General features: G+C 41.9%; 16 protein-coding genes. 4 read left to right on the top strand and 12 right to left on the bottom strand.

Annotated elements, in window-relative coordinates; all coding sequences use genetic code 11:
* Positions 1 to 57 precede the first annotated feature (57 nt).
* Positions 58 to 1983, top strand: a complete 1926-nt coding sequence (locus G500_RS0101765) for a hypothetical protein (protein ID WP_027001349.1) — start codon at positions 58 to 60, stop codon at positions 1981 to 1983.
* Here the strand turns inward: G500_RS0101765 and G500_RS25425 are convergent.
* From G500_RS25425 to G500_RS0101800, 6 genes are all read right to left on the bottom strand, one after another.
* On the bottom strand, positions 1879 to 2784 hold the full coding sequence (locus tag G500_RS25425; protein WP_086047772.1) for a DNA adenine methylase: 906 nt from the start codon (positions 2782 to 2784) through the stop codon (positions 1879 to 1881). The genes G500_RS0101765 and G500_RS25425 overlap by 105 nt on opposite strands.
* Positions 2781 to 3608, bottom strand: coding sequence for a DNA-methyltransferase (locus G500_RS0101770; protein ID WP_035755998.1), 828 nt, complete (start codon positions 3606 to 3608; stop codon positions 2781 to 2783). The genes G500_RS25425 and G500_RS0101770 overlap by 4 nt, the downstream gene beginning before the upstream one ends.
* Positions 3592 to 3918 carry a helix-turn-helix domain-containing protein gene (locus G500_RS0101775; protein WP_035756001.1) on the bottom strand — a complete coding sequence of 109 codons (327 nt, stop codon included), beginning with the start codon at positions 3916 to 3918 and terminating at the stop codon, positions 3592 to 3594. Before G500_RS0101775 ends, G500_RS0101770 begins: the two co-directional genes overlap by 17 nt.
* Before the next feature lie 366 nt (positions 3919 to 4284).
* The gene (locus tag G500_RS0101780) at positions 4285 to 4983 is read right to left on the bottom strand and encodes a hypothetical protein (protein ID WP_027001352.1); all 699 of its coding nucleotides are present in this window, start codon (positions 4981 to 4983) and stop codon (positions 4285 to 4287) included.
* Between the two features lie 68 nt (positions 4984 to 5051).
* On the bottom strand, positions 5052 to 6104 hold the full coding sequence (locus G500_RS0101785) for a PhoH family protein (RefSeq protein WP_027001353.1): 1053 nt from the start codon (positions 6102 to 6104) through the stop codon (positions 5052 to 5054).
* Between the two features lie 536 nt (positions 6105 to 6640).
* On the bottom strand, positions 6641 to 8602 hold the full coding sequence (locus G500_RS0101800; protein ID WP_051203210.1) for an OmpA family protein: 1962 nt from the start codon (positions 8600 to 8602) through the stop codon (positions 6641 to 6643).
* 95 nt (positions 8603 to 8697) lie between these two features.
* Between G500_RS0101800 and G500_RS0101805 the strand changes: the two genes are divergently transcribed.
* Positions 8698 to 12522: a two-component regulator propeller domain-containing protein gene (locus G500_RS0101805; RefSeq protein WP_027001355.1), complete on the top strand. Its 3825-nt coding sequence runs from the start codon at positions 8698 to 8700 to the stop codon at positions 12520 to 12522.
* A 150-nt stretch (positions 12523 to 12672) separates the two neighbouring features.
* On the opposite strand, the gene G500_RS0101815 is transcribed toward G500_RS0101805, so the two are convergent.
* A complete protein-coding gene (locus tag G500_RS0101815) occupies positions 12673 to 14460 on the bottom strand; it encodes an ABC transporter ATP-binding protein (RefSeq protein ID WP_027001356.1) in 1788 nt (595 codons plus the stop codon).
* Between the two features lie 229 nt (positions 14461 to 14689).
* Between G500_RS0101815 and sdaAB the strand changes: the two genes are divergently transcribed.
* Positions 14690 to 15445 (top strand): L-serine ammonia-lyase, iron-sulfur-dependent subunit beta, encoded by a 756-nt coding sequence (gene sdaAB, locus G500_RS21960; protein WP_086047773.1) that lies wholly within the window; start codon positions 14690 to 14692, stop codon positions 15443 to 15445.
* Between the two features lie 144 nt (positions 15446 to 15589).
* The gene (gene nqrF, locus G500_RS0101830) at positions 15590 to 16867 is read left to right on the top strand and encodes an NADH:ubiquinone reductase (Na(+)-transporting) subunit F (protein ID WP_027001357.1); all 1278 of its coding nucleotides are present in this window, start codon (positions 15590 to 15592) and stop codon (positions 16865 to 16867) included.
* A 345-nt stretch (positions 16868 to 17212) separates the two neighbouring features.
* On the opposite strand, the gene phhA is transcribed toward nqrF, so the two are convergent.
* From phhA to G500_RS0101870, 5 genes are all read right to left on the bottom strand, one after another.
* Complete coding sequence (phhA, locus tag G500_RS0101840) at positions 17213 to 17965, bottom strand: phenylalanine 4-monooxygenase (RefSeq protein WP_027001358.1); 753 nt, start codon at positions 17963 to 17965, stop codon at positions 17213 to 17215.
* Between the two features lie 202 nt (positions 17966 to 18167).
* Entirely contained in the window at positions 18168 to 18953 is a 786-nt protein-coding gene (porT, locus tag G500_RS0101850; RefSeq protein WP_051203211.1) for a type IX secretion/gliding motility protein PorT/SprT, read from the bottom strand.
* Entirely contained in the window at positions 18902 to 19624 is a 723-nt protein-coding gene (ubiE, locus tag G500_RS0101855; protein WP_027001360.1) for a bifunctional demethylmenaquinone methyltransferase/2-methoxy-6-polyprenyl-1,4-benzoquinol methylase UbiE, read from the bottom strand. The genes porT and ubiE overlap by 52 nt, the downstream gene beginning before the upstream one ends.
* Before the next feature lie 172 nt (positions 19625 to 19796).
* Positions 19797 to 20174, bottom strand: coding sequence for a phasin family protein (locus G500_RS21965; protein WP_051203212.1), 378 nt, complete (start codon positions 20172 to 20174; stop codon positions 19797 to 19799).
* 305 nt (positions 20175 to 20479) lie between these two features.
* On the bottom strand, positions 20480 to 21430 hold the full coding sequence (locus G500_RS0101870) for a DUF3078 domain-containing protein (protein ID WP_027001362.1): 951 nt from the start codon (positions 21428 to 21430) through the stop codon (positions 20480 to 20482).
* Positions 21431 to 21474: the final 44 nt, after the last annotated feature.

The raw sequence follows: 21474 nt of genomic DNA on the forward strand, positions 1-21474 counted from the left end.
ACTATGAGACTGCGGATTCACGGAGATAATATTATTGAGTGCGAAAGAACTCTACACTTGATTAAAACAGCCTATCAAACCGAAATCAAAAGAAAATCGCAATGTTTATATCTTCCTGAATTTGAGTTGATTAAAAACGAAAAAATCATTGCAAGTGTAGAACTTTTTGCAGGACACGACAGATGGAATATGAGTATTGCCAAAGTCTTAGCCGATTACGGTTCACCTTTGCGAGAAGCAACTGATGCCTACATTACTAAACTCAACGCAGACGGCACAAAAGAACAGTTATTTTTAGCCATAGAATACTGCAACGCACTACCCGCAGGAAACAATGCTTGGCAAAGAAACGGCAGGGCTATAAGTTGTGCAGAGTTGAATATTCCTTATTTGTATTTTGCAGAAATTGGCGGTGTGGAATTAGACAGCGACAGAAATGTAAAAGCCCCAAGATTTCCCAATCCAATAGTTCCCTTTTCTTATCTTACCGCAAGCCTTTCTTTAAAAGTTGTTTGTATTCCTGTGTATGAGTCACACCCTGCTATTACAGAAGATTTGCGAAAAACTTTTACAACTGTTTTCGGGCTAAAAGAAAGTTTGAAACTCATAAAAGCACTTTTGGACGAAACAGATACAACAAAACCTCTTGATAATTTGATTGAAAAAGGGACAGCCTTAGTCAAAATTCTATCTGACGAAAGGAAACGAATAGACACTTTGAAAGATGACGAATGGGCAAGTTTTCTAAAAAATACCACGGGACAACAAAAAGCAAATTGGCTTTCTAAGTTTACTAAACATCTTGTATGGAAGAAAAAGCAATCGGAAAAAGTAAATGTTACACTAACTTTCAAAAAACTACTTGCACAAACTCAAAAATTAAATTGCCTTTCAGTTGGTGCATCAGAAATTCCGATTTGCCTTATCCCAACTGAAAAAATTGCTGATTTTGCTACGCTTATTCAGAAAATCTATCCTAAACAAAAAGCATTTCATAAAACCTTAACGGAATTAGGAAAACCTTTGCTCATTGTTTGGATTACGGGCTTTAAGCCTCGTGGAGATGATTCCCGACCTGATAGGGGTTTAGTGCCTTTGGCAAGAATGCTTTTTGGAAATAGCATTGATATTTTATCGGTTGTTTTCGGTCCCGCAAAGCCGACAACTTGGAAAACATTTAAACAAAGTCCTGAAAAATTAGCCATTGATAACGGACTTTGGCAAGCAGTGATAGGATTGAGCAACTTCGTTTTTGCAGATAGCCCGACATCTGAATTTGGCGAACTTTTTTACGAAATCAGCCGACAACTCAGACGAAACACAAAACCCGTAATTTTTGAAAGTGCATCAGCCACTAACCAATATTCTGAACAAGATACAGACACAGCCATTCATTCCTTGTTTTCAAAACAAGAAAAATTAGGCATTTTTGAAAGTATGTGTAACCCGCCCGGTGGCGATTGGTCGGGTGTTAGTGTATTGGATTTCAAGACGTTGGAAGAATATCGTTGGACTTCTTTACCAAGAGTTTCGGCAGTAGAAGGCAAACGTCCAGACCACGTAATTCAAATCGTAACAACAAAAGAGTTAATTTTTCTTGCGATTGAATCCAAAGACAACGCAAAAGATTTGGAAAAAGAAATAGGAGCAAGGTTAGCTACCTATCTCAAAGAATTGCTGAAAGTTCCCCCAACCGCACACAAAATAAAAGGTAAAGATTGGAAACTCTACAGAAATACAAAAACGCCTATTGCTAAATTCAAGACGTTTTCGGGTGCTGCGTTTTGCTTTAAAAGTGCTGATGAAATTGATAATGAAATGCAAAAAGGAAATTTAGATTTTGTAATGGCTTTTGAGTTTAAACCACAAAAACAAAAATCAATCTTGCATCTCAAAACTACTTTGCAGAGCCAATTTTTGGTTGGCTTGCTTACCGAAATCAATAAGCAATTCGTTAGCGGGCTGAAAATTGAGATACACTGATTCGTAAACTGCATCAATAGTTGTTTTCATCATTTTAGTAAAAGGTGAATTTCCTGTTTTGATAAATACTTTGTGCGTGTAAATTTCTTTTGGAAGTTCGTAGTCATATTCACGACTACCTGCGTTGCCGTCAAAAGTTAAAATCCACTTTGCACCAATCGTATTCAAACGATCTAATTCACTATAAAACTTTTCTAAATCAAAATCTATTTTAGTATAACGGTCTTTTGTACCACCATAAGGCGGGTCTAAGAACACAAAATCATTCTTTTTGACATTTGCTAAAACTTCGGTATAGTCTAAATTATAAAACTCAACATCTTTCAGATAGTAATTCCATTTAAAAATAATTTCTTTGAGTGTTTTGGGGTTTATGCCCGGTCTTGTTAAGTGAAATGAATTATTAAATTCGCCTTTTTCATTGTAGCGAATTAAGCCATTTACACAAGTGCGGGTGAGAAACAGAAAATCAAAACAGTTTTTTGTTTCGTTGAACTTGTCCCTAATTTCATAATAAATTTGGTGTCCTTCTTTTTGCAATTTTTCCCAACGAGTTTGGTACTCAAAAGCCGTTTGTTCGGGTTCGTTTTTTATAGCTTCCCATAAATTAACCAATTCGGGAATAATGTCATTTGCTATTCCATTTTTGATATTCCGAAAAGGCAACATAGCACCACCGCCTACAAAAGGCTCAAAATAAGTATTTCCTTCTGTGATTAAACGACTTAAATCATTAGCAACTTGTCGTTTGCTACCCGACCATTTGATGACAGGCTCTAAGGTTGATTTTGGCTTTTTCATTGAAATAAAGTTTGCTTTTGTGATACTAAAAAATGTTCTATGCGTGTTTTTGCCAATTCAAAATATTCTGTGTTAGTTTCAAAACCAACTACTTGCATACCATACTTTAAACCCGCAATCATTTCCGTTCCTGAACCCGCAAAAGGCACTAACAATTTACCGTTTTCCAAGCCCGAAATCATCAAAAGTCTGTCCGAAACTCTTAAAGGTTTTTGTGTAGGGTGCGTACCAAAAGTTAATTCATCTTTTGTTTTATTGTTAGGAATATCCCAAACGGTACGCAGTTGTTTGTCTTGTTCTTTAAGATTATCCCCTTCAAACTTTGCCTTTTTTACAGCATCATAATTAAAAATATAGTCCCTTTTTTCGCCCCCTGTATGCACCCACAAAATAGTTTCGTGACTTGCAGTCAATCGTCTTGCCGAAAGATTAGGGAAGGCATTACGTTTGTACCAAGCAACTTCGTTGATAATTTCCAAGCCCAATAATTGACAACAAACATTTACAAATCCTGAATTGTGATAAGTAGAATGTATCCAAATTGAGCCTGTTGGTTTTACCAAGCGTTTTACTTCTTTTAGCCAAACAAAGGTACTTTCAAATAATTCATTTTGAGAAAGCAAGTCCCAAACTTCACTTGTCAATTTCCAATTTCCGCCAAAACCATTTAACTTTTTTTGGCTATCATATTGCCAATTTGCTTTGGTAGAAGCACCATAAGGTGGGTCTGCAATGCACAAATCAAACGAATTATCAAGCATTTCCGACATTCCTATGATTGCATCTTGCAAAAGCAGTTTTATATTTTCAGTTTCCCAAATCATAATTCTTTTGACTTAGATAGTTTGTAATCTGTTCCTCAACTAATTGCACAGCATTGAGTGTGGTTTCATTGATACCGTAATCCTTAACTATTTTTTCAGCAGTCAATTTGGTAAGCAACTCATTTTCATTGAGTTGAAAGAAACTCGCAAGGCGTTTAACTTGCTCAATAGTAGGCAATCTTTCACCACGTTCAATTTTTGAGAGCATTGTCATATCAATATCCGTATCTTTTGCAACTTGGTGCAAAGTTAAATTTTGCTCATTTCGCAAAGATTTGATATATTGCCCTAATTCTGTCTGGCTATTCATAAAAAGACTTGTGTTTATAAGACTTGTCAATTTTTGTCAAAGTTAGTTTTTTTTTCCGAAACTGCCAAATCAAAAAGAAAGTGGTCATAAAAATTGTTCCTACAATTAGGATAACAAACACTTTATTAATTTATTTTTTAACATACTCAGAATACTTTTTTGAGTAATCCCCCCCAAACCACGTTCAGGGGGGTGAAAGGTTAGGGTTTTAGCCCTTTGGCGGCTTTGACGAATAAGAAATGCGTTGTTATACAGATAAAAAGAGCGTGAAAAAAAATTGCTTTTTTTAAGACGCAATAAAAAAACCTCCCCAATTTATTGAGGAGGGTGCATTTCTGACACAAAAAAGGACGTGCGAAAGTCTTTCTATTTAAACTTGACTTTCATCTGTAAGTTGCGCTTCTGGTTCGATACTTCGGAAAGCGGTGCAGTGAGTTTTAGCTCGCGCTCGCTCACCTGTGTTAGGTTTTCGCCTGCAAAATTCTTGATTTTGCCCTCTGTTTTGATGACAAAGACATAGTTGGCACTTTTGAGAATGGCATCATTATCGGGCGAATTGGCTTCTTTTCCCTCTTCCGAATCGCTGCCCATGCTGCGCGAAAGGCTCACGATATAGCCCGCCATGTTGCGTTCGAGCGTTCCCTTGCTGTATTTGTAGATGCTTTTTTTCGAATCTACGACATCGGCTTGGGTTTCCATTTGTGAGAGCGCGTCGTTGAGCGATTCTACATCTTGAAAGTCGAATTGAAAGCCAAACTTGAAATTTTCTTTGTCTTTGATGGCGGTAGGGTTGCTGATGCCTGCCATGCCCTCAAACATTTCTGTAGCCTGTCCCAATGCGCCTTCGCTTTCTGCCAAAAAGTCTTTGTCGCTATCGGTAGAGTCGGCAAATGCCATAGCCGCCTCGAGGAGCGGCTTCATTTGGCTCATATCAAAAAGAAAACTGTAATTGCCCGAACCATTTTTTTTGATATAAATTTCTTCGCGCAATTCGAAACAAGAACTTAAAAGGGTAGTGCTAAGGAGTGCCACCCATAAGAGGCGGAAAGAAGGGGAGATTTTCATAATAAAGAAGAAATAAGAGAGTAACGAAACCAAATTATATCCAGACGAAGGGTATTGAAAGCGTTTCTTTAAGGGGTTTCGTCGGATTTATTTGTGAGATTTTCTGCCTGATTTTCTGTGCGAACTTTATCGGGCGTAGCTTCCTGTGGCACTTCTGCCTTCGGCATTTTTTGGCGGTGTTCGTCTTTTTCGTATGCCGAAATAATGCTTCTGACCAGTCTATGCCTGATGACATCTTTGCCCTCTAATCTCACAAAGGCGATTCCTTTTACCTCCTGCAAGATGCGCGTAGCCTCGACCAGACCCGAACGCACATTGCGCGGCAAATCTATTTGCGAAATATCACCTGTGATAATCATTTTCGAATCCTGCCCCATGCGCGTTAGGAACATCTTGATTTGCATGGCAGTCGTATTTTGCGCCTCATCGAGCAAAATAAAGGCATTTGAAAGGGTACGTCCGCGCATAAAAGCCATAGGCGCAATTTCTATCACGTTGGTATCCTGATAAAATTTGAGCTTTTCGGCAGGAATCATATCGGCTAAGGCATCATAGATAGGGCGCAAATAGGGGTCTATTTTTTCCTTCATATCACCGGGCAGAAAACCCAAGTGTTCGCCTGCTTCTACGGCAGGGCGCGTGATGATAATGCGCTTCACCTGCTTATTTTTCAGGGCGCGAACCGCTAAGGCTACCGCTACATAGGTCTTGCCCGTTCCTGCCGGTCCCAGGGCAAAGACGATGTCGTTGTTTTCGGCAGCCTCTACCAAAGTGCGTTGGTTTGCCGTTTTGGGTTTGATGGGCATGCCATGTGCGCCAAAAAGCAGGCTATCGCCTTGTGGGTGCGATTTGAGGCGAATCAGGGACACATCTTGCGCAATATAGCCGCGCACATCTTCTACCGAAACTACGCCATAGCGATGGTAGTGTTCTAAAAGTAGGTTTAAAATTTCGTTGATGTGCAGTATTTCGGGGGTGCTGCCCTGTATGTGAATTTCATTCCCACGAGCGAAGATTTTACTATTGGGAAAGGAAAGCGCAATTTCGCGAATATTACGGTCTTCTACACCTAAAAAGTCGACCAGCGAAATATTTTGTAAAGAGAGGATTTTTTCTACCAAAAGTGTGTGATTAAAGGTGGTCGGATAATGGGAAAGTTACGGTCTTTTTGTAGCAATAACAAGACAAAAGTAAAAAAAAGTCAGTAAATCTAACCCCGTTGCAAAAAAAACAACCCCAAGCCCTTTTAAGTTCATTTCGCCTTCCCTTACATAGGCAGCGCATTGCATAAAATTTGGTCTGAAACCTATTTTGGGTCTGAATGTACAGTCCTATTTAAACCCCAGTAATGTTAAGTTCTGTAAAAAGTCTTGTTTTATCAAACTTGACAGGAAATAAAATTTGGGGCAAACCTTTTTTTAGGTCTGAAAGCCCTTTTTTATTTCAATCCAACTTAGGACAAGGCAGTGCCTTGTCCCTACATTTGCATCTAATTTTTAGAATTTAACATCACTGATTTAAACCCAACTTAGCAAAAAAAGAAAAGGGCAAGAGCGGACAAAAAACGGACAAAGAAGGAGCAAAAAACGGACAAGGAAGAAACAAAAAAGGACAAGGCAGTACCTTGTCCCTACAAAAGACTTGTCGGCAGTTTTGGCTACAAAATCTCAAATTCTATTCTTCTATTTTTCGCTCTATTTTCGTCGTTGTCGTTGGGGTGAGCAGGCTGCGTCTGTCCATAGCCCTTTGCGATAAGCCGCTCTTGGGCAATTCCCTTGTCTTTGAGGTACTCGACAACGGCTTGGGCGCGTTTTTCAGAAAGGTTCTGATTGCTTGCCTGTGAGCCTACATTATCGGTATGCCCTGCAATTTCAATTTTGATGCTCGGATTTTCTTTCAAATATTTGACTACCAAATCTAATTCGGTAATAGATTCAGACTTCAAATCCCACTTTGCCGTTTCGAAAAAGATATTAGAAAGCACCACTTTCGAGCCTTTTTCTATTTTTTTGAGATAGAAATCGATGGTAAGATTTTGCGCTTCCTTTGAAAAGTCAAAACTCTGACTTTCAAAAAGATAGCTTTCCTTATTGACATTGAGCGCGTACTTTCCGCCTTCATTCATCACAAAAAGATACGAACCATTTTTATCATCAGAAGCGAGCAAGGATTCGGGCTTTTGGGTTTCCAAATTATAGAGTTCTATTTTCGCACCTAAGGGTCTTTTGGTTTGGGCATCATAAATTGTACCCTTGACATAGCGGCTCTGTGTTTTGGCTTGGGCTTCTTGTGGCAATTCAAATTCAAAAAGATAACTATAAAACATATTTTCGTCGTCCATCTTCAAATCGGAATAGTAGCCTTTTTTGCCGTCCGCCGAAACAAAGATGCCTGATTGGTCGGAAAAGGTATTGATAGGATAGCCCAAATTTTGGGGTTTTTCCCAAGTGCCGTCGGGGAGTTTTTCAGCCTTAAAGAGGTCGTAACTACCATACCCAATGTGTGTATCCGAGGCAAAGTAAAGCGTTCTGCCGTTGGTATGGATAAAAACGCCTACTTCGTGTCCTGCCGTATTGATGGGTATTCCCAAATTTTGGGCAGGCGACCATTCGCCGTCCGCTTGCAGTTGGCTATACCAAATATCGATGCCCCCTATGGTTTGGGCGGTTTTCCTATCCGAGATAAAATAAAGCGTTCTGCCGTCTGCCGAAAGTGAAGGCTGCGTGTCCCAAGCCGTAGAATTGACGTTTTCGCCCAAATTTTGCGGTTTTGTCCATTTATCGCCTTTTTTGTAGGAAATAAAAAGGTCACATCTGCCAATGACCCTGCGCTCTGGCACGCCTTCGCAAACGGTAAAAATCATGGTCTTGCCATCTGCCGAGATAGAGCAAGTGCCTTCGTTGAAGGGCGTGTTGAGGTCTTCTACCAAAGTAGGGGCTTGCCATACGCCGTCTATTTTTCGGGTATGATAAATGTCTTCATAATCTTTGCGCTGATTGCTTAGGCGAGCGGTAAAATACATCTCTTCGTCGTCGGCAGTCGCGACAGGAAAATATTGAAGTGGAAACTGATTGAGGGGGTCAGGCATCTGTTTGGGTTCGAATTTGAGCGGATTTTTCATGCCTTCGAGGGCGTACTTGCAAGTAGCCAAGTGCTTGACCGCCATCTTGCTATATCTGCCCTCTTTTTTCATGGTCAGATATTTGGAAAACTGCGCCTCTGCTTCGGTATAGTCGCCATCTTGCAAGAGCAAAACTTCGCCATACTGAAAGTACATATCTGAAAAGCGGCTATCCTGCGGATTGAGTTGGGCGGCTTTTCGCAAATGAATAAGATGCTCTTTGGTTTTGTTTAAAATCTTGTAATTATTTGCCAACTCATAATGGGCATCAAAATAATCGGGGTCGTTCTGGACGGCTTTTTTTAGCTCGTAAATCCCCTTTTCAAAATTGCGGATTTTAAAGGATTGCATAGCTTCTTCATAGTGCTTTTCGGCTTTTTTCGAGCTTGTGCCTGTATTTTGCGCCCAAAGCAGCGGCGTGACGAAAAAGCTCACCCCCACAAAGAGGCAAAAAAAGGCAAACGGAAGAAAAGGGGCAAGACCATTTTTTGTTTTCATGTAGAAAATTGTTTAGATAAAGCGATTAGAGATAAAAGACAAACCTGCAAAAGGCGGCAGCGTTTATTTTTTACGAAACAAACAAAAATTTTGCTATGATACTAAAAAACGCTATCTTAATCGAAATTTTTGTGAGATTTTGTGCTTTACAAAAACCCAAGACCCTTCCAGCCGTACCTTTTATGCGCTTTTACACTTCTCTTTCAAATTCCTCTCTGCCCTCTCTTCCTACCTTACTGCAACTTCTCTATCTTTGCGCTTTCTCTTGGCTACTCCTCTTTTCGATGCCTGCGGCTATGGCGCAACGCTATCAAGTGGCACAATACAATGCCGAAAAAGGCTTGGTCGGCGACATGTTTTACAAAATATATCAAGACCGAAAAGGCTTTATGTGGTTTGCCAGCGACAAAGGCGTAGCCCGTTACGACGGTATCCGCTTCGAGCGTTTCGAGCAAAAGCACCAACTCAATAGTCGCATTGTCTTTACCATTTTTGAAGACCGACGCAACCGCCTTTGGTTTGGCACTTATGAAGGACTTTCCATTTACGACCCCCAAAAAGCGCAATGGACAATTTTTAAGACCCTGCGCAATGTACGCAATATCTTAGAAGATGCAAAAGGCGACCTCTGGATTTTTGCCGAACACCGCCTGCTGCACTACGACTACAAGACGTGGCGCGTCTATCTCCACAATTACGACCTGATTTATTCGGCAGCCTTTCTTTCTGAAAAGAAGCTACTTTTTACCACCGACCTGCAAAATCAGCGGCTTGTATGCCTCGATACGCGCCTTTTAGAGCGTCCGATTTTGGTAGAAACGGCGCAAGAGAGCCGTTTTGATGAGATTGTAGAAAAAGAAAAGTTACAATTTGAAGACGAAAAAGGCAATTCTGCTATCCCCTTTTATCAGGCGCAGCACCTTGTTTATCCTTCCCAACTGCTGCCGCGTCAGGTTTGGGTAGAAAAACAAACCGCTCCTCAAAAGGCGATTCCCGCTATCTGGATAGGCACAGAAGACGGACTTTATCGCGTGGAAAGCCAAATCCTGACACGCACCTCCGACGGCAAGCAAGCAAATCAGCAGGGCAGTAGTGATAGTTTGGTGCTTCATTTCGAAAGGCAGGCACAGGCGCAAATCTTTGGGCGCGTGCGCGACATCTGGGCAGATAGCAAAGATAGGCTCTACATTACGGGCATCAATGGGCTTTTTGTCTGGGATAGGAAAGCGCAAAAAGAAGCCCAAAAGCCACTTACTACACTCGAAGCCGAATTTTTAGAACAATACGACAAACGCAGCGGCTTTACCTTTTCCAACGTGCTTACGGCATATTTGGATAGAGATGAAAACCTCTGGCTTGGCTTTTTTGATAATATCGTAGAAAAATTGCAGTCTAAAAAATTTGTAGCCTACACCCAACAGAACGGCGACTTCGAAGGGCAGATAGTTCAATTTGGCAATTCCAAACCCATAGAAGACCAATTTGGCAACCTCAACTTCCTGACTACCAAAGGCTTTTACCGTTTCAATGGGCGCGAATTTCACCGCCATCTCCCCATTTTAGAGGGATACAACTACTATTTTATCGATACCCAAAATAGAATTTGGGTCAGGACAACGACGGGTTTTGCCCTCTTTACCCTACCCGAAGACATCAAACAGCCACTTTCCTATCGCCTCTTAGATAAAAATAGCGGCTTACCCGTTCAGTTGCAAAAACTAATAGACTATCCCGAAAGGTGGTATGTAGGCAAAGATGGTAAAGTTTTGATAGGCACTTATTTCGGGCTTTTTGTCTATCAAGAAGACGACAAAGGAAAGGGGACTTGGAATTTTATAGAACCCAATATTTGCAAAGCTATCGCCAGCATTGCACAAGACAAACAAGGCGATATTTGGATAGGCTCATGGTGCGCCATAGAGCGCATCAGAGATGGAAAAGTGATAGAAAGTTTCCAAAAAATTACGGACGCACAAGATACAACCCTACAAGCCAACGACCCACCCGCCATGCTCCTACAACCCGACTCCAAAGGCGGTCTTTGGATAGGCACTATCAACAAAGGCTTGCTCTACTACGATAGTTTGAATAAAATGCAAATTTTCCAACAAAATAAGGGCTTGCGTGGCAAAGAAATCAATAGTTTATTGCTCGATAAGGCGCAAAATTTATGGGTCATACACGAAGAAGGCATCGATGTTTTAGAAAAAGAGGCTACTACTTTCGAAGAATTTCGCCTCGATTTTCTAAGCACGCAATCTATACAAAATATCGGCTTTTTGGCAGAATCGCCTGATAGCAACGTTTGGTTAGGCACTTCCAACGGGCTTTTTCGCTATGCAAAAGGCAAAACACAGGGCTACGACAAAAATGACGGCTTGCTTAGTAATAAGCCCCTAAATTATTTTTACCACCAAAAAGAAAAACAAGCCTACTTCGTACATGCCGAAGGTATCGTGCGCTATCAGCCGCAATATGACAAACAGAGCGAAAATACACCGCTGCTGCTACTGCGCCAAATTTCGGTCAATGATAGCCTATATAGCCTCCAAGATACGCTCATCATTACAGAGGGAATTAGTTTGCTGCGCCTCGAATTTGCCCTGCTACAATTCCGAAACGAAGACCAAACACAGTATAGCTATTTTATGCAAGGTTTAGATGAAAAATGGTCGGAATACACGCCTTACCATTTTGCCAAATATACCAATTTAGCACCAAGCACGTATCGATTTAAAATCCGCGCCAAGGCCAAAGAAGGGGTAGAATATCATGCCGAAAAAGATTTGGTAGTGATAATCAAGCCGCTTTTTTACCAAACTACGCTTTTTTATGCCCTCCTTGCCCTTTTATTCCTTGCCTTTTTGGGGCTTTTGTACTGGCTACGCAATAGGCAAATTCAGGCACAAAAACAACGCTTAGAACGCATTATCGCACAGCGTTTGGAGGAAATCAAGCAAAAAAATGCCGAATTAGAACTTTCCTATCGCGAAATGGAAAGCCAAAAAGAGGTGCTGACCGACTTTGCCAACGAGCTAAAACTTGCCAACGAGCAAGTTTCGCTACAAAATGAAGCCCTACAATACGCACACGAAGAAATTACGGCAAGCCTGTATTATGCACAGAGTATCCAACAAGCCATGCTACCGACAAAGGAAGAAATGCGCCAAGCCGTCAGCGAAATTCTGATACTCTATCTGCCGCGCGACATCGTTTCAGGCGACTTTTATTGGTATGCCGCTCGCGAAGTGGAAGGGCGCAAGCATCATATCTTTGCCGCCTTAGACTGCACAGGGCATGGCGTACCCGGTGCTTTTATGTCGTTGGTAGGAAATGATTTGCTCAATAATGCCGTCTATGATTTGAACATCACCGAGCCGCAAGCCATTCTCAATCATTTGCACCAAAACATCAAACGCATCTTCAAACAGCAAGGCGATGGCATGGACGCAACCCTGCTCACCCTTGTAGAACCTCTTTCTGATTCCGAAAGCGGCGTAGAGCTTGCCGAAGGCGAAATTTGGTTTTCTACCGCCATTCAGACCCTACTTGCCTTTGTTCCACAAAAAACAGGAGAGGAAGCTACAAAATTGAACAATTTTGTATTAGAAGAGTACAAAGGTGAAAAAGTAAGCGTAGGTACAATTCACAAAAAAGGCGAAGAACTTTTTTCGCTACAAAGGCTACCCTATCAAAAAGGCACCACCTACTACCTTTTTTCAGATGGTTACGCCGACCAGTTTGGGGGCGCACAAAACAAGAAATTCACCAAAAAAAGGCTCAAAGAAACCCTCCTACAACTGCAAGAACTACCCTTAGCCGAGCAAGAAATTGCCCTCCACAAGACGCTCAAAAATTGGATTCACCAAGGCACAGAGCAGCAAACTGATGATGTAATGGTTTTGGGTCTGAAAATTTAGGGCATTGTTTGGAAAAAACCTCGACAAGGGTTTTAGTCTTCACCGAAATAAAATTTGGACAGAAGCCTATTTTTGGGTCTGAAAACCTTTTTTATTTCAATTTCGCTTCAAAGAAGGCAGTGTCTTGTCCCTACCTCAAAATTTGAAAAGTTAGGCTTCTTCCTGTTGCAACTGTTTTTCGTACAGCTCTTTATAAATTCCATTTTGCGCCATCAAATCTTCGTGCGTTCCCTTTTCGCGCACCTTGCCTGCATCTAAGACAATAATTTCATCAGCCAATTTGACCGAAGAAACACGATGCGAAATGATAAGAGAGGTTCTATCGCGCATCAAACGTTTGAGGCTTTGTAGGATAGCATTTTCGGTTTTGGTATCGACGGCAGAAAGACAGTCGTCGAGGATTAAGATGGCAGGGTCGCGAATAATTGCCCTTGCAATGCTGACGCGCTGCTTTTGCCCCCCCGAAAGGGTAATGCCGCGCTCGCCCAATTCTGTATCGAAGCCTTTTGGGAAACGCTCGATGTTTTCTAAAAGGTCGGCATCTTTGGCGGCGGCTACAATTTGGCTTTCGTCCCAAGTACCTTCATTCAAACCGAAAGCAATATTATTTCGGATAGAATCTGAAAAAAGGAATACATCTTGTGGCACATAGCCAATATGAGAGCGAAAATAAGCAATGTCGTAGGCTTTAATATCGCGATTATCGACCGAAATCTTGCCCGCGCTCACATCATACATACGGCAGAGCAAGTTGGCTAAGGTAGATTTGCCCGAAGCGGTTGTCCCCAAAATTGCCAAAGTCTTGCCCGCCTGAATTTGAAACGAAACGCCTTGCAGTGCCTCTATACCCGACTCTGGATAGGTAAAGGACACATTTTCGAAGCGCACTTCGCCTTTAATCGGTTCGCGCAGGTTTTGGGTAGAAACAAGGTCGGTTTTTTGGTGTAAAAATTCATTGATGCGCACCATCGAAGCCGAAGCCGTCTGGATAATACTCGATACCCAACCTAAGGAGGTTACAGGCCATGTGAGCAAATTCACATAAATCACAAATTCGGCAATGTTCCCTGTCGTGATGTTGCCTTTCATCACTTCAAGCCCGCCTACATAAACGGTCAGAATCGTACTCAAACCAATAAGGGCGATAATAAGCGGAAAGAAAAGGGCATTGACAAAGGTCAGGGAAAGCGATTTTTCTTTGTACTGGTCGGAAAGTTGGTGAAAATCGGCTTTAAAGTTTTGCTCGCGCGTAAAGGCTTTCACAACCCTTATCCCCGAAAAAACTTCCTGCACGTTGGTCGTCAGCTCGGAAAGTTTTTGTTGGATTTCGGTAGAACGCTTATTGATAAGATTATTGACGTAATAAATGCTAAGGGAAAGAATCGGCAGCGGCAGCAGGGCAAAAAGCGTCAGATTGACGTTGATAGTCAGCATATAAGCCGTTACGATAACGAACGTTCCGACCATATTGATACTATACATAATCGCAGGACCTAAATACATACGCACTTGGCTCACATCTTCGGAAATACGCGCCATCAAGTCGCCTGTATTATTTTTACGATAAAAAGCCAAAGGCAGCGATTGATAATGCAAATAGATGTCATTTTTCAAATCATATTCTATCAGACGCGACATCACAATAATTGTCTGCCGTTGGTAAAAAAGGAAAACACCCCTAATCAGTGCCATAAGAACAATAAGCCCTCCATAGAGCAGGACGGCGGTCTTGAAATTGTCTGCAATCAGACTTTGAAGCGAAAAATTTTCGTATAGAAAGTAGGTATTGATGTTGTGGCTTATCAAATCAAAGGCGTGACGCACAATTTGGGCGGGGATAATGGCAAAGACGCTCGATGCCAAGACAAAGACAATGCCGCCTAAAAGATGCCATTTGTATCGCCATAAGTAGGGGTTAAGGCTAAAAAGCTCTTTCATTAGAGTTGGATAAAGAATGGGAAAGATACGTTTCTAACGGACTACAAAGATAGAAAGTTTTTGGCACACACTCTTTCGCCTCTGCATTTAGCCAAATTTAGGGCGGATTTTTAGGGAGCGCATTTTTGGAGAGCGCATTTTTGGCAAGCCTATTTTTTTTGTATAAATTGCTCAAAATTTCCTTAGCCAAAACCAACCTTGCACCCTTTTAGACCCAACACAAAACAATATGGCAGAAAGAAGCAGCATCTTTGATATGATTGGTCCGGTGATGATTGGTCCTTCGAGTTCGCATACCGCAGGTGTGGTGCGTATCGGACGCGCCGCTGTGCGTGTCTTGGGCGCAATTCCCGAATGGGCAGAAATCACCTTCTACAATTCCTTTGCCCGTACTTATGAAGGACACGGCAGCGATAGGGCAATCTTAGCAGGCTTATTAGACTTTCCCACCGACGACAAACGCATTAAAAATGCCTTTGAAGAAGCCAAAGCCGCACACTTAGCCTACCAGTTTCGCTCCATCGGCAATGCTTCTACTTTGCACCCCAATTCTATCCGCCTCAAACTTAGAAAAGGCGAGCGGCAGGTGGAAGTTGTCGGTATCAGCAAAGGCGGCGGCGTGGTAGAAATCGAGGAAGTCAATGGCTATCCTGCGGGCTTTACGGGCAGCCTCTTTACCCTTATCATCTTTGCCGAAGACAAAAAAGGCAGTATCGCCTTTATTTCGAGCCTTTTGGCACACGACGATTGCAATATCGCGACTATGTCGGTGAGCCGAAGTGGAAAAAATGCCACTGCTTGCTTAGTCATAGAAATGGACTCTTCCATTCGTCCGCTTTCGCTCGAATATTTGCGCTCCCTGAATTGGGTGCGCGAAGTGATTTATATGCCACAAATAGACAGCAATGAGGCTATTCCCGAACATGCCATAGATGAAGCCGAGCGCAATAAATTGGCACAGGACGAAATTTTGCCCCCTCACTAAGTTTTGAGCAAAGGCAAAAGCAGGCTTTTTGGATAAACAATTTCTTTGCACACTTTTTTTTATCGGTAGGTTCGGATATTGATAATAATGTGTATCTTTGTGCAACCCTTTTCATACCTTCAACTCAACAAACAAACTTACTAAATGGAAAACGCTGTCATTATAGGAGTTGCGGTAGGCGTTTTTGCACTACTTATCCTCTTGTTGGTTTTTATGTTGCTCTTTGCACAAAAGAAATTGGTGCAAAGTGGTGATGTTAAAATCATTGTCAATGGCGATGAGAGCAAGCCTATCGTAGTCGCTGCGGGTTCGAGTTTGCTTTCTACCCTAAGCGGACAAAAGATATTCTTGCCTTCTGCTTGTGGCGGTGGAGGCACTTGTGCCATGTGCAAGTGCGTAGTGGAAGATGGCGGTGGCGATGTATTGCCTACCGAAGTCGGACACCTAAGCCGTAAGGAGCAGCAGGAAAAAGTGCGTCTTGCCTGTCAGGTGAAAGTAAAGCAAGATATGCACATCAGAATCCCTGAAGAAATTTTCGGCATCAAGAAGTGGGAATGTGAAGTCGTATCTAATTACAACGTCGCTACCTTTATCAAGGAATTTGTCGTGAAACTGCCCGAAGGCGAAACCCTACATTTCGAATCGGGAGGCTATATCCAAATCGACGTGCCTGCCCTAACGGTGAGCTTCAAAGATTTCGACATCAAACCACACCCTAAAGACCCTGTCGGCGCAGATAAGTTTAAAGAAGACTGGGATAAACTCAATCTCTGGGACTTAAAGATGGTGAACGAAGAGCCTGAATTTAGAGCCTACTCTATGGCAAATCACCCTGCCGAAGGCAATATCATCATGTTGAACATTCGTATCGCTACTCCACCTTGGGATAGAGCAAAGGGCAAATTTATGGACGTAAATCCGGGCAAATGCTCCTCTTATATCTTTAGCCGCAAACCCGGTGATAAAGTAACCATTTCAGGACCTTATGGCGAGTTTTTTATCAAAGAAACCCAAAACGAAATGGTTTATATCGGGGGTGGTGCAGGTATGGCTCCTTTGCGCTCACACCTTTTCCATCTTTTCCACACTTTGAAGACCAACCGCAAAGTTTCTTTCTGGTATGGCGGACGCTCTGTGCGTGAGCTTTTCTACGTGGAAGAATTTAAGAAAATTGAAGCCGAATTTCCAAACTTCAAATTCAACTTGGTGCTTTCCGAACCCCTACCCGAAGATAACTGGACAGGGCTTAGAGGATTCGTTCACCAATCTTTGTACGACAACTACCTTTCTAAGCACGAAGACCCCGAAGAAATTGAATATTACTTCTGCGGTCCTCCGATGATGAACTCGGCAGTTGTTAAGATGTTAGACGATATGGGCGTACCTCCTGAAAACGTCATGTTTGACGATTTCGGTGGCTAAAAACTAACTCATATTATCGTCTTGTATCTTTTTTATACAAAAAAAACGTTCTATGCTTTGGGATAGAACGTTTTTTTGTGTGCTTTGAGTAATGATTTTCTTTGGGTATGATTTTCTGGGTAGAATTTTCTTTTTCTCTGGGTTCTGATTCTGACCCATTCTATTAAGTTCTAAAAAAGCCTTGCCTTTTCAAATTAGAAACAAAATAAAATTTGGCTTGAACCTTATTTTTTGGTCTGAAAACCTTTTTTACTTCAATCCAACTGCGGAAAAGACATTGCCCTATACCTGCCTGTGCGTCTGATTTTTAGAATTTAACATTCCTACCCATAAGGCGGTCTTGTCTTATCCTCTGACCAGCATTTTATCTAAGGTCGCCTCAATTTCGGGAATAGACTCAAAAAGAGCCTGATAAGACTCAATAACAAAATATTGCTCCTGAAAACGGTCTTTGATGTAAGGCGTATCCATGATGCGCTGCACTTCATAGGGCAAACGTTGGGGCTTATCGCTTTCTAAGGCATAGACCGACTCACCGGGCGAGGAGAGAATTCCTGCGCCATAGATGCGCAAGCCCTCTGCCGTTTGGATTAAGCCAAATTCTACCGTATACCAATAAAGGCGAGAGACATACTCTATTGCCTCCTCACTGCCAATATGTTTGAGGGCAATGCGGCTCAATTCTATCAAAAAGTTACAAAAATCGGGGTGCGATAAAATTGGCACATGCCCAAAGACATCGTGAAACATGTCGGGTTCTTCCAGATAATCTATCTCCTCCATCTTGCGAATCCAAGTAGTGGCGGGAAAGCGGCGATTTTTGAGGTGGTCGAAAAAAATATCGTTGTCTATCAAACCTGCCACAATAACAATTTCCCAGCCTGTGATTTTTTTCAGATTGGCATTGACCTGCGCGAAGTTAGGAATCCGATGCGGCTCGAAACCTGTGAGGCGAATCCCCTCAAAAAAGGCATCATCGGCACGGTTAGGCAAAATCTTCATTTGGCGTTCATAGAGGATTTGCCAAATTTGATGCTCCTCTGGCTGATACTGGTCGTAGTGTTGGGCTTGAATTTCAAGGGCGCGGCGGTTTAGCATATCGGTTTGTGTTAAAGTGGTGAAAAGTGTGTTGTTTGGTTTGTATAATTTGCCCTAAGATACGAAAAAAAGCAATCGCTGGCTATGACTTTTATCAGGATTTTAGAGATTTTAAGCCTTCAAAATTTAAAACGCAAAAAAAACCTAACAAGTTGGTGCTTGTTAGGTTTCTTACAAATGAGGCTTATTGAGTTTTCCGCTGCTACTCAAAGTTGAGATAAAGCGTAACCCTATGGGTTGTTACGCGGTCTAAACTGCGCGAATAGCTATTGGGGCTATTAAATTTCATATCCGCCAAGCCATGTGTGAGCCTTATTTCGGGTGAAAATTTGAAGAAACTCATATAAATATCAAAACCTGCGCCATAGGTTAGTTCGAAGTTGTAGTCTTCGGTGGCTAATCTTTCGGGGTCTAATTTTTGCTTTTTGCCCCCAATTTTTGCACCTAATACTGCTCCGCCCACTAAATACATGCGCATATTGCCACGCCTTACCGATTTGTGTTTGAAAAGCAAGGGCAACTCGAAGAAAACAGACTCTACATTTTCGGTGTGCCAAACATAGTCGCCACGCTCTAAGCGCAACTCACGAAAGCGCACCTGATTTTCATAGAAAGCCACGTTAGGATTGATGCGAAAGTTCCAATATTCCTCATCTATGGGGACATCAACGATAAAACCCAAAGAAAAACCCAGCGAAGGCAGCGGTGTGATAGCCGTAATGCTATCGGTATTGCTCATAAAGGTCTTTGAGGGGCGCACTTTGAGCCACGATTGGTGAAGTCCGATTTGAAAGCCATAGTGCAGGGGCTTGTCGTCGTAGTAAGGCAGGTTGTTCGATTTTTGCGCCGACGTGTTTTCAATCGTAACCAAGGAAAGAAAAAGGCAGCCGAGCAGCAGATTCCAAAGTGCGTTTGACTTGCTTGAAGGTGTCCGCTTTATTTTTTGCCCATATAAATGGAGCTGATTCCAAAAGTCAGAGGTGTGCATGAAGTTTGTTGATAACCGATTTTTTGCATAATTTGAAGGAAACTTTCTCCATAAGGGAACGCCGCAACCGATTCGGGCAAGTAAGTATAAGCCGCGCTATCTTTCGAGATAGTTTTTCCGATGGCGGGTAGTAAATAATGCGAGTAAAGTTGGTAGAATTGTTTGATGGGAAAAACTTGGGGTTGTGAAAATTCGAGAATAGAAACAGTGCCGCCCTTTTTCAATACGCGCAGCATTTCGGCTAATCCTTTTTCTAAGTTTTCAAAATTGCGAACTCCAAACGCCACAATAACGGCATCAAAGGTATTATCTTCAAAAGGCAAATTTTCGGAATCTCCTAATCTTAACGAAATTTTATCCTCCAAATTGCGCTCGGCGATTTTTTTCCTACCTACTTCCAACATACCCTCCGAAATATCCACGCCCATGATGTGGTCGGGCTGCAAGGAAAGGGCTTCTAAGGCAAAATCTGCCGTCCCTGTGGCTATATCAAGCATCTTTTTGGGCTGTGCCGCCGACAAAAGACGCACCGCCTTCTTACGCCAAGCAATATCTATCCCTGCACTTAGCAAATGATTGAGCAAGTCGTATTTGGGTGAAATGTTGTCAAACATCTGCGCCACCTGCTTCTTTTTGTTCAACTCTTGGTCTTTATAGGGTAATACGGTCATAAAAAAAGGAAGTTATAGATACAAATTGGAAAATAAGGGGGTTGGGCTTTGCAGCCACAAAGGTAACTTTTTTGTGCGTAAATTTGTTATTCCCCTTCAAAACAAAAAAGCCATACCCAAAAGGCTATGGCTTTTTCAATCTTGTATTTCCCAACACACAGTTAAAAAGAGTTTATTCAGCCGAAGCTGGCTCTTTTTTCTTAGTAGCAGCGGCTTTTTTGTCTGCTTTCTTTTCTGTTTCTTCTACTTCGGCTACGATACCAGTGTGCGCTTCCAAAGCCTTGATGCGCTCGGTAAGTTCTTCTACCTCTTTGGCAGTAGCGAAATTAACGGTATTGACGATTTTTTCTACCACAGAGCGGATTTGCGACTCGAACTCGTCTTTCTTCGCTTCTGTATTTTTGAAGAACTCATCTACGATTTTCTTGCCTTCTTCCGAAGTGAGTTTGCGGTCGCTTACTAATTTATCTACCGACTCTTGCAATTTTTCAGCAGAAAGCGATACCAAGCCTACGCCTGTATAGATGAGTTTTTTAAATAAATCTTCCATGTTCAGAGAAAATTAAAAGGTGAGTTTAAAATGAGGTTCTTCTTGTTTTGAAATCCAGAAATAGTCAAACCTTCTTCACACAACACTTGCTTAGTCGGCTTGCATACTATTTACACGACAAAGTTCCTAAAAAGTTTCAACATCTCAAAACTTTTCCCCTACTTTTTTCAAAGAAATATGCTTTTCGCAAAAAAACGCTACTTTATTTCAAAATTTTCAAGAAAACAGCGGATAGCCTGCATTTTTTTCAAAAAAAGCCTTTTAAAAAAACTGACCCACAGTCATTTTTTTGACTTGTGTTTTTTCTAAAAAGCATAGCCTACATTTAGATTGAGGACGTGTTTGAACTGAATGGCTCTTTTTTGGCTACCGTCGTCTTGCGGAATGAGTACATCATGGTCGTATAGCAGTTGGGTAGAAAAGCTGGTACTTAGGTACTTGTTCACTTTGAAGGTGAGCAGCGTTTCCCAATTCACATCTAATTGCGTCAGGGTCTGATAGTTTCCGAAGATGCCCAATTTGGTGCTAAACTGCACATTTTCCATAGGGCTATACTGAAAGGCGAGGTCTAAATTTGTACAAATTTCTTGACGGCTGCGTTTGCCTGCTTCTACCCCAAAAGCCCCCACTGCCGAGAGCGAATCTTCCCAAACAAGGGTAGTTTTGCTTGCCAAAGGTGCGTATTTCATAGAAAAATACTTGCTATCAAAGGCTATCCCCACGCCCGTTTGTAGATAAGCAGGCGCGAAAATGCGCGAAAGAAGTTTGTCGCGTTGCTCTTTGCCTTCGCTATCGCGTATGTAAAGGTAGCCATTAGCCATCTGACTTCTAAACTGAAAGCTACCTGCCAAGTTCCACTTTTTGGAAAGTTTGTAGCCCCACTGCGATTGAATTTGCAAATTGTCGTCTGTCTTTTTAAAAAGATTGAGGCTACTTTTTCCATTTCGCGCCATGCCAAATTGTAGCAAAAACTGCGTAACCCAAATAGATTTTTCCGTTTCGCGCTTCAATTTGAGGTTTGAAATCGTGCCGACCGCAATCGCACTTTGTCCGCCCCCGACCCAATTATTCAGTCCCACATTTGAAAAGGTAAAATTCGCTGCGCCCGTAATGCGCCAAGTGGTATCCAAAGCCACACTGTCAGGGGCGAGGGTTTGCTTTTTGGTAGAATCTGTCGCAATCTCTTGCGAAAAACTATTCCAAGAGTAAGCAAATGAGTAGGCAAATAATAATGTTAGTAGTATTATTTTTTTCATTTTTTTATTTTAAATATGACAAACATTAAAAAAGATTGTATCAT

The organism is Hugenholtzia roseola DSM 9546 (assembly GCF_000422585.1).
GTDB lineage: Bacteria > Bacteroidota > Bacteroidia > Cytophagales > Bernardetiaceae > Hugenholtzia > Hugenholtzia roseola.

Bases quoted from the DNA above. Each gene is read 5' to 3' on its own strand.
- sdaAB (WP_086047773.1), top strand. From the start codon at position 14,690: ATGGCAGAAAGAAGCAGCATCTTTGATATGATTGGTCCGGTGATGATT.
- G500_RS0101780 (WP_027001352.1), bottom strand. From the start codon at position 4,983: ATGAAAATCTCCCCTTCTTTCCGCCTCTTATGGGTGGCACTCCTTAGC.
- ubiE (WP_027001360.1), bottom strand. From the start codon at position 19,624: ATGACCGTATTACCCTATAAAGACCAAGAGTTGAACAAAAAGAAGCAG.
- G500_RS25425 (WP_086047772.1), bottom strand. From the start codon at position 2,784: ATGAAAAAGCCAAAATCAACCTTAGAGCCTGTCATCAAATGGTCGGGT.
- G500_RS0101800 (WP_051203210.1), bottom strand. From the start codon at position 8,602: ATGAAAACAAAAAATGGTCTTGCCCCTTTTCTTCCGTTTGCCTTTTTT.
- nqrF (WP_027001357.1), top strand. From the start codon at position 15,590: ATGGAAAACGCTGTCATTATAGGAGTTGCGGTAGGCGTTTTTGCACTA.
- G500_RS0101815 (WP_027001356.1), bottom strand. From the start codon at position 14,460: ATGAAAGAGCTTTTTAGCCTTAACCCCTACTTATGGCGATACAAATGG.
- G500_RS0101770 (WP_035755998.1), bottom strand. From the start codon at position 3,608: ATGATTTGGGAAACTGAAAATATAAAACTGCTTTTGCAAGATGCAATC.
- porT (WP_051203211.1), bottom strand. From the start codon at position 18,953: ATGCACACCTCTGACTTTTGGAATCAGCTCCATTTATATGGGCAAAAA.
- G500_RS0101805 (WP_027001355.1), top strand. From the start codon at position 8,698: ATGATACTAAAAAACGCTATCTTAATCGAAATTTTTGTGAGATTTTGT.
- phhA (WP_027001358.1), bottom strand. From the start codon at position 17,965: ATGCTAAACCGCCGCGCCCTTGAAATTCAAGCCCAACACTACGACCAG.
- G500_RS0101870 (WP_027001362.1), bottom strand. From the start codon at position 21,430: ATGAAAAAAATAATACTACTAACATTATTATTTGCCTACTCATTTGCT.
- G500_RS21965 (WP_051203212.1), bottom strand. From the start codon at position 20,174: ATGGAAGATTTATTTAAAAAACTCATCTATACAGGCGTAGGCTTGGTA.
- G500_RS0101775 (WP_035756001.1), bottom strand. From the start codon at position 3,918: ATGAATAGCCAGACAGAATTAGGGCAATATATCAAATCTTTGCGAAAT.